Raw genomic sequence first — 14,766 nt, forward strand, 5'->3', positions numbered from 1 at the left:
CTGCACGTTCTACTTTCTGGCGGGGGGCGGCATGGTTATTTGAAACGTGACGGGCACCGTGAAGCTTACCGACACGGGGCGGCCCTGTTGGGTGCCGGGCGTGAATTGAGGCAGCTGCTTCACCGCCTCCAGCACGGCTTCGTCGCAGCCCCAGCCGATGCCTTTCACGATTTTGCTGTCGCGCACCAGGCCGTCTTCGCCTATTGTGAAAGACACGAACACGCGGCCTTGCGCCGCATGCTTCAATGCCTCCGCAGGGTATTTTACGTTGGCTTGAATGGCGTTGACGATGGCCCGATTGCCGCCGCCGCCGGGCAGTTGGGGCATTTGCTCCACGTAGGTATACACTTTGCCGTCGATAACGACTTCTTGGCCGTTGCCTGGTTTAGCCGGCTCGGGCACGGGCGCCGCCGTTTGGGCAGTGGCAAAGCCGATTCCAACAAAGAAAAAAGCCGTCGCGAGGCTGAGAATGCGGGGCAGAAACACGGGTGAGCAGGGCATCATGAGGCGAGGAAAGAGGGCAAATTCAAAGGTAGCCACAGCCCCGTCGCTACTGGGCGCTGGCGGAGGTGCTTAGGGTCCAGGCGGCTTTCACGCGTGGGTTGGTTTCCTGGGCCGAGCGCAGAAACACCAGCTCATCGAGTTGGCCCACGCGCCAGGTTTCCAGCATGCTATTGTAATAGGGCGAGCCCGGGTTGCCGCTTTGGCCGCCGGGGTACACGCCGTAAGCTTTCACCTGCGGGCCCAGCGCCACCACCATGCGCCACGAGGGCCCGTTGCGCTCCGAGGTGGCGTTCACAATGCCCGCGCCGCCGCCGCAGTCCACGTCCATCTGCCCGAAGCCGGGGAGCTGGAGCAGATGCAGGATGTCGGTGCTTTTCTGGCTGGCCCAGCGCCATTTGGCCGACAGCGGCCCAAACTTGCGAGTGAGCGAGTCGGTGGCGAAGTGCAGGCTTTGCAGTGCCAGCTGCGGCAGCGTCTCTTTGGCCGCGGTGTTGCGGTTGTCTATCCAGGGCGAATTGGGCTCGCGCAGAATCAGGTTGTTGGTGCGGTCGCGGGCCGGGTAGCGGTAGGCCGGGCCCTTGGGGTCGTTGGGAAAATCGTCTTCCCACAGCCGCTTCACCAGGTCGTTGTACCACAGGTTGAACACGCTGGGCCCGATGGCATCGGCGGCGTATTGGTAGCGCCAGCGGCGCATTTCGGCCAGCACCCGGCCTTCGGGTGAGGTGGCGGCGGGTGGCGTGGCGCCACTATTGGGCTCGCTCACCAAGGCCAGCAGGCGCGGCAGCATGAGTTGGGCATTGAGGTCGAGCACGTCGTTTTGCAGCGCGCGCAGGCTGTCGGGCGTGATGCGGCTCATGGCCGCCAGGCGCTCGTTGATGCGGTGGCCGCGCTCGTAGCTGCCAAAGGTCCAGTTCAGGTAATAAGGGTAGTCGGGGCCGGCCGAAAACTGGTTGGCCGAGCTCACGAAGCCGCGGGCTGGGTTCTTCACGTGGGGGTTCTGGGCGGCCGGAATCCAGCCCTGCCAGTCGTGGGCCGGGTCGGTGCCGTCGAGGATGAACTTGCCCTGGTCGCGCCACTTCAGCGGAAAGCGGCCGTTGGGCCAGATGGCAATGTCCTTCTCGTTATCGGCAAAAATGAAGTTCTGCGCCGGCGAGCCCCACGAAGCCAGCGCGGCGGTGTAGTCGGCGTAGGAGCGGGCGCGGTTGAGCCGGTACAGGGTCATTATTTCGTCGGCCCCGTCGTGGGCAGTCCAGCGCATGGCGTGGGCAGTGGGCGTCTGGTTCAGGAAGGGCTTTTCGGGCTTGTCGTACACCACCGGGCCGTGGTGGGTATACAGCACCGTATCGAGCCGGTCGGGCTGCCCGCGCACCTTAATATGTTCCACCACGCGGCGCACCGGCTTCCAGCGCCCGTTGTGCCAGTACTCGCGCATGGCGTTGTCCTTGAATTTCAATTGATAGAAGTCGAGCACGTCGGCCGCCACGTTGGTTACGCCCCAGGCCGCCTGCTCGTTAAACCCGATGATGACCGTGGGCGCCCCCGGAATGGTGACGCCGTACACGTTCACGCCTGGCGCGCTCAGCTGCACCTGGTACCAGATGCTGGGCAAGTTGAGCTGCAGGTGGGGGTCGTTGGCCAGCAGCGGGTAGCCGGAGGCCGCCTTTTCGCCGCTCACCGCAAAGTTGTTGGAGCCCAGCTCCGGGTCCGGCTCGTCGCGCAGCTGCTGAGCCGCGTAAGCCGCCTCAAACGACTGCGGCACCGGCGGCGCAGCCAACGGCTTAAAATCCAGCGGCGTGCCCACCGGCACGATGGGGTCTTCGCGCGTGGGGTAGTCCGGAAACAGGTCCTTGGTCACGGCCGGGCCGTACTTGCGCAGGATGTTGCTCATGCGCAGGTCGTCGGTGCGGCCGCTCAGGTCCCAGGCCATGTACTTGAGCAGCAAGGCGCATTTCAGCGGCTCCCAGGGCTCGGGCTGGTAATCCAACAGCTTGTACTCAAACGGCAGCGTGCTGGGTGTGAGTTGGTCGACGTAAGCATTGACGCCCGCCGAGTAGGAGTCCAGCACCACCTTGGTCGTGGGGTTGGCCTGCATGGCCTTCAGCGAGTTGGCCGCGCCAAAGGGCAGGCCCATGCGCCGGAAAAACCGGTCGGTTTCGAGCCGGGCCGGGCCCACGATTTCGGCCAGCCGGCCGGCGGCCACGTGCGTCACGAAATCCATCTGCCAGAGCCGGTCGCGGGCCGTGAGGTAGCCCTGGGCGAAGTAGAGGTCGTGGTCGTTTTGGGCAAAAATGTGCGGCACGCGGTGGTCGTCGTAGCGCACCGTCACGGGCGCCTGCAGGCCGGGTAGCGCCAGCGTTTGCTGCGCCGGAAAGTCGTCGGCGGCCTCGCCGTTTTGCCAGAAGCCGCGGTACGGGCTTAGCAGCTTGCCAAACGGCGGCAAATCGCCGTGCTTGGTGTTCAGCACCCACACCAGGGTCAGGCTGGCGGCCAGCGCCAACAGGGCTTTAATCATATTAGTTGTCAGTTGCTTGTTGTCAGTTGTCCGGTCATTGAGCAAAAGCAAAGGCCAATTAACGACAATGTCGCCAATTGGCCTTTACGAAACCTGTCGCCATCAACCGAACCCAGCTTCTCAAACAAGCAGGCCTAACAACTGACAACTAAAAACCAGCAACTAAAATCACCGCAGCGCCACCTCGCGCACCAGCCCGCCAATGCCCCACACCAGCAGTTGCTGGCGCACGGCTTCGGCCTCGGGCTTTTCGCCGAAGTTGCCCACCAGCACCCGGCTGCGCTGGCGGCCGTCGAGCAGCTCTTGCGAAATGCTCACGCTCACTTCGGGCAGCAGGGATTTAATCTTGGCCTGCACCGCTTGGGCGTTGGCCGCGTCCACAAACGAGCCGGCCTGGATGAGGAAACCCACCGGGCAATTCACGGCTTCGGTCGGAGCGGTGGCCTTGCCCTTGGGCGCTGCCGAAGCGGCCACCAGGGCCGGCTTCACGGTCGAAGCGGCCGAGTCGACCGCGGCGGGCACCAAGTAAGTGGTAAAGGCCGCGTCGGGGTTGGGGTCGGCGGCGTAGAGGGCGGCCAGGTTTTCGGGCGTGGTGGCGGGGCCCAGGGGGGTGGTTTCGGCCACTATTTCGGCCACTACGGTGGCGGCGCCGCATTCGGTGATGCCCAGCGGGCGGGCGGCAATCTCGGAAAGGTCCAGAATGCGCTGGTGGCGGAAGGGGCCGCGGTCGGACACGCGCACCACCACCGACTTGCCGTTCTTCACGTTGGTGACCCGCAGGCGGGTACCGAAGGGCAGGGTTTTGTGGGCGCAGGTGTATTTGTAGCGGTTATAGCGCTCCCCGCTGGTGGTGCGTCGTCCCTGAAAGCTACTCGCGTACCAAGAGGCCCGGCCGCGCAACACCGTGGTGCCGGCAGCGCTGGGGGCAGAACTTGCTGCTTTGCGGGTGCCACGGGCAGTGGTGGCGTGCGCCGGAGCGCCCAGGAAAGTCAGCAGAAAGAAGAAGCAACTGGAAAGGACGAGTACTACCGAGGGACGAAATAAAATCATGCGTTTTGCAGATGGTGAGCAAAACAAACATAGGCCAACCCCGCCAAGCGAATGCTAAATTCCAAATCCGACTTCTAACCGCGTTGGGATGAAAATTGTCCTTTTGCTAGAAAACTTGCATTTAATTAATCTTCATGTTGGTAAGAAAAGTAGCCGTGAGGTTGCCTCAAACTATATTTTGCCGAAAACGGGCCAACCCATTGCGCAAGTGCAAAAATTAGATTATGCGGCGTGTATAAAATTCGGGCATCGGCGGGGTTGCCTTCTTCGAAACCCGGTTGCATAAGTCCAGCTTTTTTCGTAAGAGCAGTACCCGCTCGCCGGCTCGCCAACCCTACCTTTGCCCCATGGATTTCGGCCGTTTGCCCGACTTACGCTACGTTGATTTTCGGCTGCCGCCCGACCACCCCGAAACCGCCCGCGTGCTGGCCCGGGCCCGTCCTGCGCAGCCCGCGCCCGCTCGTTTGCACGTGGGCTGCCCCATCTGGACCAACAAGGAGTGGCTGGGCAGCTACTTTCCGGCCGGCATCAAGGAGCCCGATTACCTGCACTACTACGCCCAGCAGTTCAACAGCATCGAGCTGAATACCACGCACTACCGCATTCCCGACGCCGGCACGGTGCGGCGCTGGCGCGAGGCCGTGGGCCCCGGTTTCAAGTTTTGCCCCAAGCTGCCGCGCAGCATCAGCCACGAGCGGGAACTGTTTCAGGCCGATGACTTGGTGGTGCCCATGGAGCGGGCGTTTGCGGCGCTGGAGGAGAACCTGGGCTGGGCGTTTCTGCAGCTGCCGCCGCACTTCGGCCCCGAGCACCTGCCGCGGCTGGAGCGGTTTCTGCTCGACTTTCCGGAGTCGGTGCCGCTGGCCGTGGAGCTGCGCCACCCGCGCTGGTACTCGGACCCCGTGCTGGCCGACGCGGTGTTTGCCACCTTCGAGGCCCTCAACAAAACGCTGGTGATAACCGACGTGGCCGGCCGGCGCGACGTGCTGCCCATGCGCCTCACCACGCCGGTGGCCTTCATCCGCTTCAACGGCCACGGCCTGCACAGCACCGACTACCAGCGCGCCGACGCCTGGGCCGAACGCCTGGCCGCCTGGGTGGCCCAGGGCGTGCACGACATCTACTTCTTCATTCACCAGAAAGACGTGCGCCACGCCCCGGTGTTTGCCCAGTATTTCCTGGAGAAAATGCGCCTGCTCACGGGCATAGTGGTGCCGCCGCCGTTCATCATCCCGCAGCCGGTGCAGGGAAATCTGTTTGGGTTTTGAGGAACAATAACATCCGTAAATCACCTGTCATCCTGAGCGCAGCGAAGGACCTTATTACGCCAGAACTTTCTAACGTGATAAGGTCCTTCGCTGCGCTCAGGATGACGAACGAGTAGGGTTACAAAACCGGCTGCTTGAGCAGCGGCCCCAGCACCTGCCACACGTTTTCGGCCAGGATTTTCTGGCCGGCGGGGTTGGGGTGCACGCCGTCGGGCAGGTTGAGCTCGCGGCGGCCCAGCACGCCCTGCAGCAGGAAGGGCACAAAAGGCAGGCTGTTTTTCTCCGCTAACGTGCGAAACAGTGCCTTGAACTCGGTGGCGTAGTGAGCCAGGCGGTGGCCGCCCAGCGGGCCGAGGTCGAACGGAAATTCGAGGCCGGCGAGGACAAGCTGGGCCTGCGGGTACTGCCGCCGCACGGCGTCGATGATGAACTGCAGGTTCTGGGTGGTTTCGCGCACCGGAATGCCGCGGATGCCGTCGTTGGCGCCGAGGGCCAGCACGAAGACGTCGACGGGGTGGCGGGCCAGTACCGAGGCCAGCCGCTGGCGGCCGCCGGCGCTGGTTTCGCCGCTCACGCCGTAGTTATAGGCTTTGTACGGAAGGTGTTGCTCGTCGAGGCGCTGCTGCAGCAGGGCGGGGAAACTTTCGCTGGCGCGCAGGCCGTGGCCCGCGGTAAGGCTGTCGCCGAAGAAGATGATGTTTTTCATACAGTGCCATTTCAACAGCCCAAGCGGCGTTTTCGTGCCCGCTGGCCGCTGCGTCACCGCAGTCTATTCCACCACTTCGAGCACGGTGCGAAACGACACGTACCGGCCCGCAAAATGCTTTTCCATGTCGGCGCGCAAGGCGGGGGCGCACAGCTCCTGGTACTGCTCCAGCTGCTCCACGCTGAGGCAGTAGTACTGGGCAGCGTAGGTGATACCGTCGTTTTCCTCGTTCAGCAGGCGGCAGAGCTGGCTCTTGATGAAAAAGCCGGTTTCCATCACCTCGGGCATGTGGGTGGAGCGCATGTAGTCCAGCCACTCCTCGGCCACGGAGGGTTCAATGCTGCTGGTGACGTTGTAGAGAATCATGGAACAGGTTTTAGTTGTCAGTTGCTCGTTGTCAGTTGTCAGGGTTCTGTTGTGGGGTTTGCCAGAACATTCTGACAACTGACAACGAGCAACTGACAACTAAACTACACGGCTCAGACGCGCATGGTGTCGAACTGAAAATCAGTAATACGGGCCTGAATGTCTTTGGGCGAAAGCCGTTCGGTGGCGGCGGCCTGGGCCAGGGCGGGCAGCTCAGCGTCGCCGGCCAGGCGCAGGCTCAGGATTTGCTTGAGGCTGAGCTGCTTTTCGAGGGTGGCGAAGCGCTGGCCGCTTACTTCAAAATACCGCTGGCGCACTTCGAGCCGGCAAATGCGGTCCTGCAGCTGCAAGGCATAGTGCTGGCGCAACATCACGAGCACGCCCAGGCCGATGACGGCCAGCGCGGCCACCGTGAACCACAGCCGGGCCACTTGGTCGTCGTTGCCGGCCACTTTGGTGTAGCGCAGCACCGCGTAGCCGGCCATGAGCAGGGCCAGCGGTAGCAGCACGAAATGGTGCCACGGGTAGTACATGGGGGTGTTTTTGGTGGGCGTGGCCATAAGCAGAAGCAAAGTAGATGAAACGAAAGGTAGGGGGCGAAAACCGGAATAGGCCAAAAGAAAAACTCCGGCCGGGGCCGGAGTTTTCCACGAATACGACGTAGTGACTGCGCGTTTACTTCATTTCCTTGGCGCGCTGCTTTTCGGCTTTGGCCATGGCACGGGCGGCGCGCTCCTGCTTCTTGGCTTCGGAAGCAGCGAGGCGCTGCTCTTTGAGCTGGGCTTTTTGGGCCTTCTCTTGGCTGCGCTGTTCGCGGAGCTGCTGTTTGAGGTCCGACTGCTGGCTGGCGTTGGCTTTGAGCTGGCTGCGGCTGTCGCGCACGGCCTGGTCGCTGCTGTTGCTTTGCTGCTTCTGGGCGTCGTAGGTGGCTTTGGCGTCGGTGGCGCGCTGGGCCTGCTGCTCGGGGGTGAGGGGCAGGGCGGCCGGGTCGGGCGTGGGAGCGGGCGCGGTTTGGGCGTTGGCGAGGGAGGTGGCGGTGAGGGCCGCCAAAAGGACTGCGCCGAAAAGTAGGTTTTTCATGGGAAGGGATTACGGCCAGCCAACGGCTGACTGCACCTTCAAACGCAGGCCCTGAGTGGAAGTTAGTTATTTATTGATTTTCAAGACTTTTATTCTTCTACGTAGTCCAGGTCTTTGCCGTAGCTCTCGGGCAGGGTGCTCACGGCCCAGAAGGCCACCAGCAGCGTGAGGCCGCCCAGCACCGCGGCGCCAGGGATGAAGCCAAGCGCCCCGCTCAAGGCCTTGAAGGCGGGCACCAGGCCCACCACCGCGCCGCGGGCAAAGTTGGGGGCGGTGGTGGCCACGGTGGCCCGCAGGTTGGTGCCAAACTGCTCGGCGGCCACCGTCACAAACAGCGCCCAGAAGCCCACCGACACGCCCAGCACGAAGCACACGCCGTAGAACACGGTGGGCGTGGCGCCCTTCACGCCGTACAAATACACGCCCACCAGCGCGGCGCAAAAGCCCAGAAACACCTTCAGCGCCTTGTTGCGGGAATGCCACAGCTGGCTGAGCGCCCCGCTGGCGAAATCGCCAAACACCAGCCCGAAGTAGCACCAGAACACCGCCAGGCCGGCCTCCACGTTGCCGCTGATGCCCAGGGCCTTGCCAAATTCCGGCGCCAGTGTCACCAGGATGCCCACCACAAACCACAGCGGCACCCCAATCAGCAGCACGCGCAGGTACTTGCCCAGGCGCACGGGGTTGGTGAACAAACTCAGGAAGTTGCCGCGCACCACCGCGGTCTGGGCCTGCACCTGCTGAAACATGCCCGACTCGAACACGCTCACGCGTAGCACTAGCAGGGCCAGGCCCAGCCCGCCGCCCACAAAGTAGGCCGGGCGCCAGCCAAACTTGGCCACCCAGTAGCCCAGCATGGCGCCGCTCACGCCCACGGTGGCCACTATCATGGTGCCGTAGCCGCGCTGCTCCTTCGAGAGGCTTTCGCTCACCAGCGTGATGCCCGCGCCCAGCTCGCCGGCCAGGCCGATGCCGGCAATGAGCCGCAGCCACGCGTACTGGTCGATGGTGGTGACGAAGCCGTTGGCGATGTTGGCCAGCGAATACAGCAGAATCGAGCCGAAGAGCACCGACAGCCGCCCCCGCTTGTCGCCCAGAATGCCCCACAAAATGCCGCCGAGCAGCATGCCGCCCATCTGCATGTTGATGAGAAACAGGCCCTGGTTGGTCATTTCGGGCGTGCCGGGCACCACACCCAACTCGGTGAGGCTCTGGACGCGGACGATGCTGAACAGAATAAGGTCGTAGATATCAACGAAATAGCCAAGGGCGGCCACGATGACGGCGGCGCTGAAAAGTGAGGCTTTTGCAGCGGATTGAGGGACTTGCATGGCGAAATGTAGCACCGGCCACAGAAACGACCGGTGCCGTCGGCACGCCCGCAATGCGGTTAGGCGTGGCCGTGGGCCGCGGCTTCGGGCAACTGGCAGCCACTGTGGCAGCCGCCGGGCGTGGGGCCGTCTTCCACCTGTACCGTGCTGTGGTGAATGTGGAATTCGGCTTCCAGGCCTTTGGAAAGGGCGGCCAGCCACTGGGCATCGGCGCCGCCGGGGCGCACGAGGTGGGCCATCAGGGCCGCGTCGTGGCCCGAGCTGCTGAGGCTCCAGATGTGCAGGTCGTGCACAGACTGCACTTCGGGCTGCTGCAGCAGGTAATTGCGCACGGCCTCGGGGTCGATGCCGTCGGGCACGGCCTGCAGGCCTAAGCGCAGGCTGTCGCGCAGCAGGCCCCAGGAGCTGTAGGCAATGATACCGAGGATGATAAAGCCAAGGACGGGGTCGAGCCAGGCCCAGCCGGTGAGCAGCACCAGGCCGCCGCCCGCCACCACGCCCACGCTCACCAGCGCATCGGTGAGCATGTGCAGGTAGGCACCGCGCACGTTCACATCGCCCTTCTGTCCGCTGCGGAAGAGCAAGGCTGTGATGCCATTGATGAGGATGCCGACGCCGGCAAGAATCATTACCCAGCGGCCGTTCACGGGCTCGGGGTGGCGCAGGTGGTCGATGGTTTCCCAGAGGATGAAACCCAACGCGGCATACAGCAGGGCCGTGTTCAGCAAAGCGGCTTGAATGGTGGCCCCGCGGTAGCCAAACGTGTAGCGCCGGGTGGCCGGCCGGCCCGCCAGCCAGGCGGCGCCCCAGGCCAGGGCCAGGCTCAGCACGTCGCTCAGGTTGTGGCCGGCGTCGGAAAGCAGGGCGGCGGAGTTAGCCCAAAGGCCGCCCGCGGTTTCGGCTGCCACAAAAGCCAAGTTGAGGGCAATGCCGATGGCGAAGGCGGCGTTGAAACCACCACCGGGCGGCGGGGCAGCGTGCTGGTGGCCAGCGTGGGAGTGGTCGTGGGGCATAACGAAAGCGCGGGGGACTGCACGAAGAACGTATGCGGCGCGCATTGGGTGCAGTCAGCGGCCCGATGCATCGGCCTACGGCCGCGTCAGCACCTCGTCAATCAGGCCGTATTCTTTGGCCTCGTCGGCGCGCATCCAGTAGTCGCGGTCCGAGTCGTCGTGGATTTGCTGGTAGGTTTTGCCGGTGCGCTCGGCGTAGATGCCGTAGAGCTCCTGGCGCAGCTTCACCACCTCGCGGGCCGTGATTTCGATGTCGGCCGATGGGCCCTGCACCCCGCCGCTGGGCTGGTGAATCATCACGCGGGCGTGGGGCAGGGCCGAGCGTTTGCCCAGGGCGCCGCCACAGAGCAGGAACGCGCCCATGCTGGCCGCCAGCCCGGTGCAGATGGTGGCCACATCGGGCCGCACGTACTGCATGGTGTCGTACATGCCCAGGCCCGCATACACCGAGCCGCCCGGCGAGTTGATGTAGAGCAGAATGTCTTTCTTGGCATCGGCCGATTCTAGGAAGAGCAGCTGGGCGTTGATGATGTTGGCAATGTTATCGTCGACGGCCTGGCCCAGGAAGATGATGCGGTCCATGATGAGGCGCGAAAACACGTCAATTTCGGCGAAGCGCGTGGGCCGCTCCTCAATCACCGAGCGGGTCATGCCCTGCACGTAGGGCCGCGCCAGCCCCTCGGCGTGGCTGAGGTACTGGTCTACGGCAAGGCCATTGAGGCCCTGGCCGTGCACGGCAAACTTGCGGAATTCTAGTTTATTCAGCATGAGGAGATGATGGAATGAAAAAGACAAAGCGAGGTCTGCCCGCCGGAAAAGACAGGGATAAAAGCCCGTGATTCAAGGGAGAAATAAGGGGATGTAGAGACGCGTACTCGCGTCTCGGCGCGTGAACGACGCCCCGGCACCATCCCAACGGTGCGGGCGCCGAGACGCGAATACGCGTCTCTACATCGACCAGAGGCGGCGCAGCCAGGCCCAGCGGCCGCGATACAGCCGGGCGTGAATGCTCCGCAGCTCCTGCCGTAGCTGCTGGCGGCCGGCCCGGCGCAGGCCCTGGTAAAGCCGCTGTTGCGTTGCCGTGTCGGCCGCCAGCTCGCCATCCAGCAGCAGGCGCAGGTTCCAGTCGCCGGCTGGGAGGGCGGCGGGGCCATTCAGCAAATGCTGCTCAATCAGTTGTAGGCGTTCGAGCTCGGGGCGCATGGCTTAGGAGTCAATGGTTTCGGCATGGAAGGCCCGGCGCACCGAGTTGCGCAGCCGCTCCAGGCACTTGAATTTCTGCACCGTGGCCGAACGCACGGAGCGGTAGTCGTGGTCGGCCGCAATCTGCGTCAGGGGCTGCTGGAAGTAATAAAACGCCAGCAAAATGCTCTTGCATTTGGCGCCCAGCCGCTCCACGTAGTCGAGCACGGCCGGGCCGGCTTCTTCCGAGGCATCCGGCGTTTCGGCGTCCAGTTGCTCGGGGTCGTCGGGCAGGGCATCCTGCGGCAGGCGGGCGCGGCGGCGCAGCTCGTGCTGCCACCGGTTGCGGCAAATGCTTACCAAATACGTGCTGGCCGAGGCCGTCAGGACGAGGCTGCCGCCGGTGGCCTGCTCGTAGAGAATGACCAGCGCATCCTGAAACACGTCCTGCGCGTCTTCCGCCGTGCCGCCGTGGCCGCGCACGTAGCGCCGCACCGCCGGGAAGGCGCGGCGGTACAGGCGGGTCAGGGCCTGCTCGCGGTTGGCAAGCAAGGCATCGCGCAAGGCGGTGACGGGCAAGAGGTGGGGCGAAGCAGTCATGGCGGGCGGGGCTGTACTAATTAATCCATTTCCGGCCCAACTATCACCCAGCCGGGTAAAAAATTGAGGCGCCTTGCTTTCCGGCAGAAAGCAAGGCGCCTCATAATTAGTGGATTATGCTGGCCTGCGCTATTGGCGCGGGCCAGCCGCTGCTACTTAAAGCTCAACGGCACCACCAGCCGCACGCCCACGTTGCGGCCCTGGTTGAACACGCCGTAGCGGCCGTTAGCCGCGTTGTAGTCGGCGTATTTCAGGCGGCTGAGGTGGCTTTGATAGCCCACGTCGAACAGGTTGTTGGCCGTGAGGTAGAGCGAGAACAGGGTGCGGCCCTGCGCGTTGGCCACGTCGGTGCCCAGGCCGGCGTTGAACAGCGTGTAACCGGGCGTGGCCGTTTCGGTGTCGAAGGCCGAGAAGAAGCGGTTTTGGGCGAAGGTGTGCTCCATCTGCAGGCGCGCGTAGGGGTTGGCGAGGCGCTTGCCCTGGCGGCGGAAGTTGGCCCGCAGCTCCGACTGCAGCCGGTCGGCCGGAATGAAGGGCAGGTACTGCTGGTCGGCGGGCACGTCGAGCTGGCGGGCGCGCACCATCGAAAACGAGTTTTCGAAGTGCAGCCAGTCCAGCGGGTGGGGGTGGAAGTCGAGGCTGACCTCGCCGCCGTACAGCCGGGCCCGGCCCTGCGAATACTTAAACGCGCCCGTGTCGTCGCGCAGCGAGTCGGCGCCGCCGGCCGTGAGCAGGCGCTGCGTGAAAATGTAGTTGCTGATGCTGTTGGTGAACGCATCAACGCTGAAGCGGACGTGGTCGGTGACGTAGCTCACGCCGGCGTCCGCCTGCAGGCTGGTTTCGGCGGCCAGGTTCTCGTTGCCGATTTCGTAGCGCAGCGTGCCCTCGTGCCTGCCGTTCGAGGCCAACTCGGCAATGTTGGGCGCCCGGAAGCCGCGGGCCAGGTTGGCCTTCACCGTGAGGCGTTCGCTCAGGCTGTACGCCGCGCCCAGGCTGCCGCTGTAGTTGCGGTAGCTGCTCACGAAGCCCGCAAACTTGGTTTCGGCGCCGGCGCGCGGGCCGGGCACGGGGCGTTCCTCCGCGTTCAGGTACAGGGCATCGGCCGCAATCTGGCGCACGTCGTAGCGCAGCCCGCCGCTGAGGTCGAGCCCGCCAAACGTCTTCTTCACCACGCCAAACACGCCGCCCTCATTGGCGCGGTAGGCCGGAATCAGGAATTCCACGCCCAGGTTGCGGTTTTGCTGGTGCAGGCCGCTGGTGCCCAGGGTCAGGTTCCAGCCGTTGCGTTCGGGCAAGAAGTAGCGCAGGGCGTAGTCCACGGTGCGCAGCTGGAAGTAGAGCGAGGTTTCCGACGGGTCGAACACGTTGCCGAACTCGCGCCGCAGGTTTTGCTGGTAGCTCACCTGCAGGGTGAGACGGGCCCCGTTCTCGCCCAGAATGAAGTTGTTGTCGGTGCCCAGGCGCAGGTGGTTGATTTGCTGCCGCGGCACGGCCAGGCCGTAGCCGCGCAAGTCGGCGTCGGTCACGGGCACGCTCGCCGTGCTGTCGGCGCCGGCCTGGTCGAGCCCGGCGGGCACGTCTTTGGTGAAGCGGCCGGTTTCGTCGCGGGTGCCCTCGGTCAGGCCAATCTGCTGGTTGAACGTGCTGAAGGTGAGGTGCGAATAGCCCCAGCTCTTGTTCACGCCCACGTAGCCGTTGGCGTCCCACTCATTAAAGCCGGAGTTGTACACGCGGCCGTCGTAGCGGTTTTGGTAATTGCCGGCCACCTTGCGGGTGCCGCGCACCAGCCAGTTCAGGCCGTTGAGGTTGCCAGCGTTCAGCAGGGAGTAGCCCTGCTGGTGGTTGTTGGCCTGGTAGCTGCCCGTGGCCGTGCCGATGATGCGCCCTTCGGCCACCGGGTCGGGCGCCACGAAGTTGATGACGCCGGCCATGGCGTCGGACCCGTACAGCAGCGAACCCGGCCCTTTGATAACCTCGGCCCGGTCGATGCTGAACTCGTCAATCTCGATGCCGTGCTCGTCGCCCCACTGCTGGCCTTCCTGCCGGGCGCCGTTGCTGAGGGTCACCACGCGGTTGTAGCCCAGCCCGCGCACCACCGGCTTGCTGATGGCCGCCCCGGTCGTGACCTGGGCCACGCCCGGCGTGTGCGCAATGGCGTCGATGAGGTTGGTGCCCGAAGTCTGATTCAGGCGCGTGCGGTCGACCACCGAGGTGGGCACCGGCGAACGGCGCAGCTGCGTGGCCTGCGACACGCCCGTGACCACCACCTGGCCAATTTCGGTGGCCGCCGCCGTCAGCCGGATTTCCAGCGGCTGGCCGCTGCCCGTGTCCACGGTCTGCGTCACGGTGTTGTAGCCCAAAGAGCGCACCTGCAGGGTGAAGCGCCCACGGGGCAGGTTGTTGAAGTTGAAACTGCCATCGGGCCCCGTGGCGGCGCCCTGCTTCAGGTCGTCAAATAACACGGTGGAGCCCGGTAGGGCTTCGCCGCTGGCCGCATCGACGACGCGGCCGGTGAGGGGAGGGGCGGCTACGCGGCCGCGGGGCGCAGGAGGCGCGGGCTGCTGGGCCCACAGCCCGGCAGGAGCCGCCGCCAAAGCCGCCAGCAAAGGCAATCGATAAAGAAAAAAACGCATGGAAATAAGCCAAAGCCGCCAGCCCCGGCCGGGCACAAGGGCGCGGCGCGGGGCGGTCAGCGTGAAACCAGGAAGAAAGGAAACGCCGGAATCAGGCTCGGCAGGGCGGCCCGCGCAGGGGCAGCAGGCGCGGCCGCGCGGCCGCTACTACCCGCACGGCCAGCGGTAAAGCCGCGGCGGGGTAGCTAGGCACCAGGCGGGGCTGCGGCGCCGCGGTGGGGGCCGCTGGCTGGTACGCCACGTCGTAGAACTGCTCTACCTCGCAGTGCTGGTGCTTGGCGCTGAGGTGCGCTTTGCCGGGCTGGCGCGTGCCGGGGCGGGCCACCGGCTCGTCGGTGGTGTGGGCGTGCGGGTGCAACGCCAGTATCCACGCCTCGGGCAGCAAGGTCCGCGTGAGGCAGAGCAGCAGCAGCAGGGCTAAATGGGAACGCAGGGCTTGCACGGTGCAAAGATGAGCGAAAGCCGCAAAAGCTGCTCGAAAAAAAAAGTTGTCAAAAAGCCAGCAACCGGCAATCCGAAGG

General features: G+C 64.6%; 15 protein-coding genes. 1 reads left to right on the forward strand and 14 read right to left on the reverse strand.

The window, feature by feature from the left end; genetic code table 11:
* Positions 1 to 9 precede the first annotated feature (9 nt).
* The 3 genes from JAO73_RS00945 to JAO73_RS00955 all read right to left on the reverse strand — a co-directional run bounded on the left by JAO73_RS00945 (position 10) and on the right by JAO73_RS00955 (position 4,066).
* Positions 10 to 504, reverse strand: a complete 495-nt coding sequence (locus tag JAO73_RS00945) for an energy transducer TonB (RefSeq protein ID WP_198975304.1) — start codon at positions 502 to 504, stop codon at positions 10 to 12.
* 46 nt (positions 505 to 550) lie between these two features.
* Positions 551 to 3,016: a penicillin acylase family protein gene (locus JAO73_RS00950; RefSeq protein ID WP_198975305.1), complete on the reverse strand. Its 2,466-nt coding sequence runs from the start codon at positions 3,014 to 3,016 to the stop codon at positions 551 to 553.
* Between the two features lie 168 nt (positions 3,017 to 3,184).
* On the reverse strand, positions 3,185 to 4,066 hold the full coding sequence (locus tag JAO73_RS00955; protein WP_198975306.1) for a septal ring lytic transglycosylase RlpA family protein: 882 nt from the start codon (positions 4,064 to 4,066) through the stop codon (positions 3,185 to 3,187).
* Positions 4,067 to 4,413: 347 nt separating this feature from the next.
* Here JAO73_RS00955 and JAO73_RS00960 point away from each other — a divergent pair, with 347 nt between their 5' ends.
* The gene (locus JAO73_RS00960; protein ID WP_190926363.1) at positions 4,414 to 5,334 is read left to right on the forward strand and encodes a DUF72 domain-containing protein; all 921 of its coding nucleotides are present in this window, start codon (positions 4,414 to 4,416) and stop codon (positions 5,332 to 5,334) included.
* 118 nt (positions 5,335 to 5,452) lie between these two features.
* Here JAO73_RS00960 and JAO73_RS00965 read toward each other — a convergent pair whose 3' ends face one another.
* The 11 genes from JAO73_RS00965 to JAO73_RS01015 all read right to left on the reverse strand — a co-directional run bounded on the left by JAO73_RS00965 (position 5,453) and on the right by JAO73_RS01015 (position 14,687).
* Positions 5,453 to 6,040, reverse strand: a complete 588-nt coding sequence (locus JAO73_RS00965; protein ID WP_190926365.1) for an arylesterase — start codon at positions 6,038 to 6,040, stop codon at positions 5,453 to 5,455.
* Between the two features lie 63 nt (positions 6,041 to 6,103).
* A complete protein-coding gene (locus JAO73_RS00970; RefSeq protein ID WP_190926367.1) occupies positions 6,104 to 6,406 on the reverse strand; it encodes a DUF4286 family protein in 303 nt (100 codons plus the stop codon).
* A 113-nt stretch (positions 6,407 to 6,519) separates the two neighbouring features.
* Positions 6,520 to 6,966, reverse strand: a complete 447-nt coding sequence (locus tag JAO73_RS00975; protein ID WP_198975307.1) for a DUF6526 family protein — start codon at positions 6,964 to 6,966, stop codon at positions 6,520 to 6,522.
* A gap of 115 nt (positions 6,967 to 7,081) precedes the next feature.
* Entirely contained in the window at positions 7,082 to 7,486 is a 405-nt protein-coding gene (locus tag JAO73_RS00980; RefSeq protein WP_190926372.1) for a hypothetical protein, read from the reverse strand.
* A gap of 89 nt (positions 7,487 to 7,575) precedes the next feature.
* Entirely contained in the window at positions 7,576 to 8,817 is a 1,242-nt protein-coding gene (locus JAO73_RS00985) for an MFS transporter (RefSeq protein WP_190926374.1), read from the reverse strand.
* A gap of 59 nt (positions 8,818 to 8,876) precedes the next feature.
* Positions 8,877 to 9,830, reverse strand: a complete 954-nt coding sequence (locus tag JAO73_RS00990; RefSeq protein ID WP_198975308.1) for a cation diffusion facilitator family transporter — start codon at positions 9,828 to 9,830, stop codon at positions 8,877 to 8,879.
* Between the two features lie 75 nt (positions 9,831 to 9,905).
* Positions 9,906 to 10,598: a ClpP family protease gene (locus JAO73_RS00995; protein WP_198975309.1), complete on the reverse strand. Its 693-nt coding sequence runs from the start codon at positions 10,596 to 10,598 to the stop codon at positions 9,906 to 9,908.
* Positions 10,599 to 10,778: 180 nt separating this feature from the next.
* Entirely contained in the window at positions 10,779 to 11,033 is a 255-nt protein-coding gene (locus JAO73_RS01000) for a hypothetical protein (protein ID WP_190926381.1), read from the reverse strand.
* Between the two features lie 3 nt (positions 11,034 to 11,036).
* Positions 11,037 to 11,612 (reverse strand): RNA polymerase sigma factor, encoded by a 576-nt coding sequence (locus JAO73_RS01005; RefSeq protein WP_198975310.1) that lies wholly within the window; start codon positions 11,610 to 11,612, stop codon positions 11,037 to 11,039.
* Between the two features lie 152 nt (positions 11,613 to 11,764).
* Positions 11,765 to 14,245 carry a TonB-dependent receptor gene (locus tag JAO73_RS01010; protein ID WP_198975311.1) on the reverse strand — a complete coding sequence of 827 codons (2,481 nt, stop codon included), beginning with the start codon at positions 14,243 to 14,245 and terminating at the stop codon, positions 11,765 to 11,767.
* 91 nt (positions 14,246 to 14,336) lie between these two features.
* Positions 14,337 to 14,687 carry a hypothetical protein gene (locus tag JAO73_RS01015; RefSeq protein ID WP_198975312.1) on the reverse strand — a complete coding sequence of 117 codons (351 nt, stop codon included), beginning with the start codon at positions 14,685 to 14,687 and terminating at the stop codon, positions 14,337 to 14,339.
* Between the last annotated feature and the right edge of the window lie 79 nt (positions 14,688 to 14,766).

This window comes from Hymenobacter miniatus (genome assembly GCF_016427455.1).
In the GTDB taxonomy this organism is placed as follows: domain Bacteria; phylum Bacteroidota; class Bacteroidia; order Cytophagales; family Hymenobacteraceae; genus Hymenobacter; species Hymenobacter armeniacus.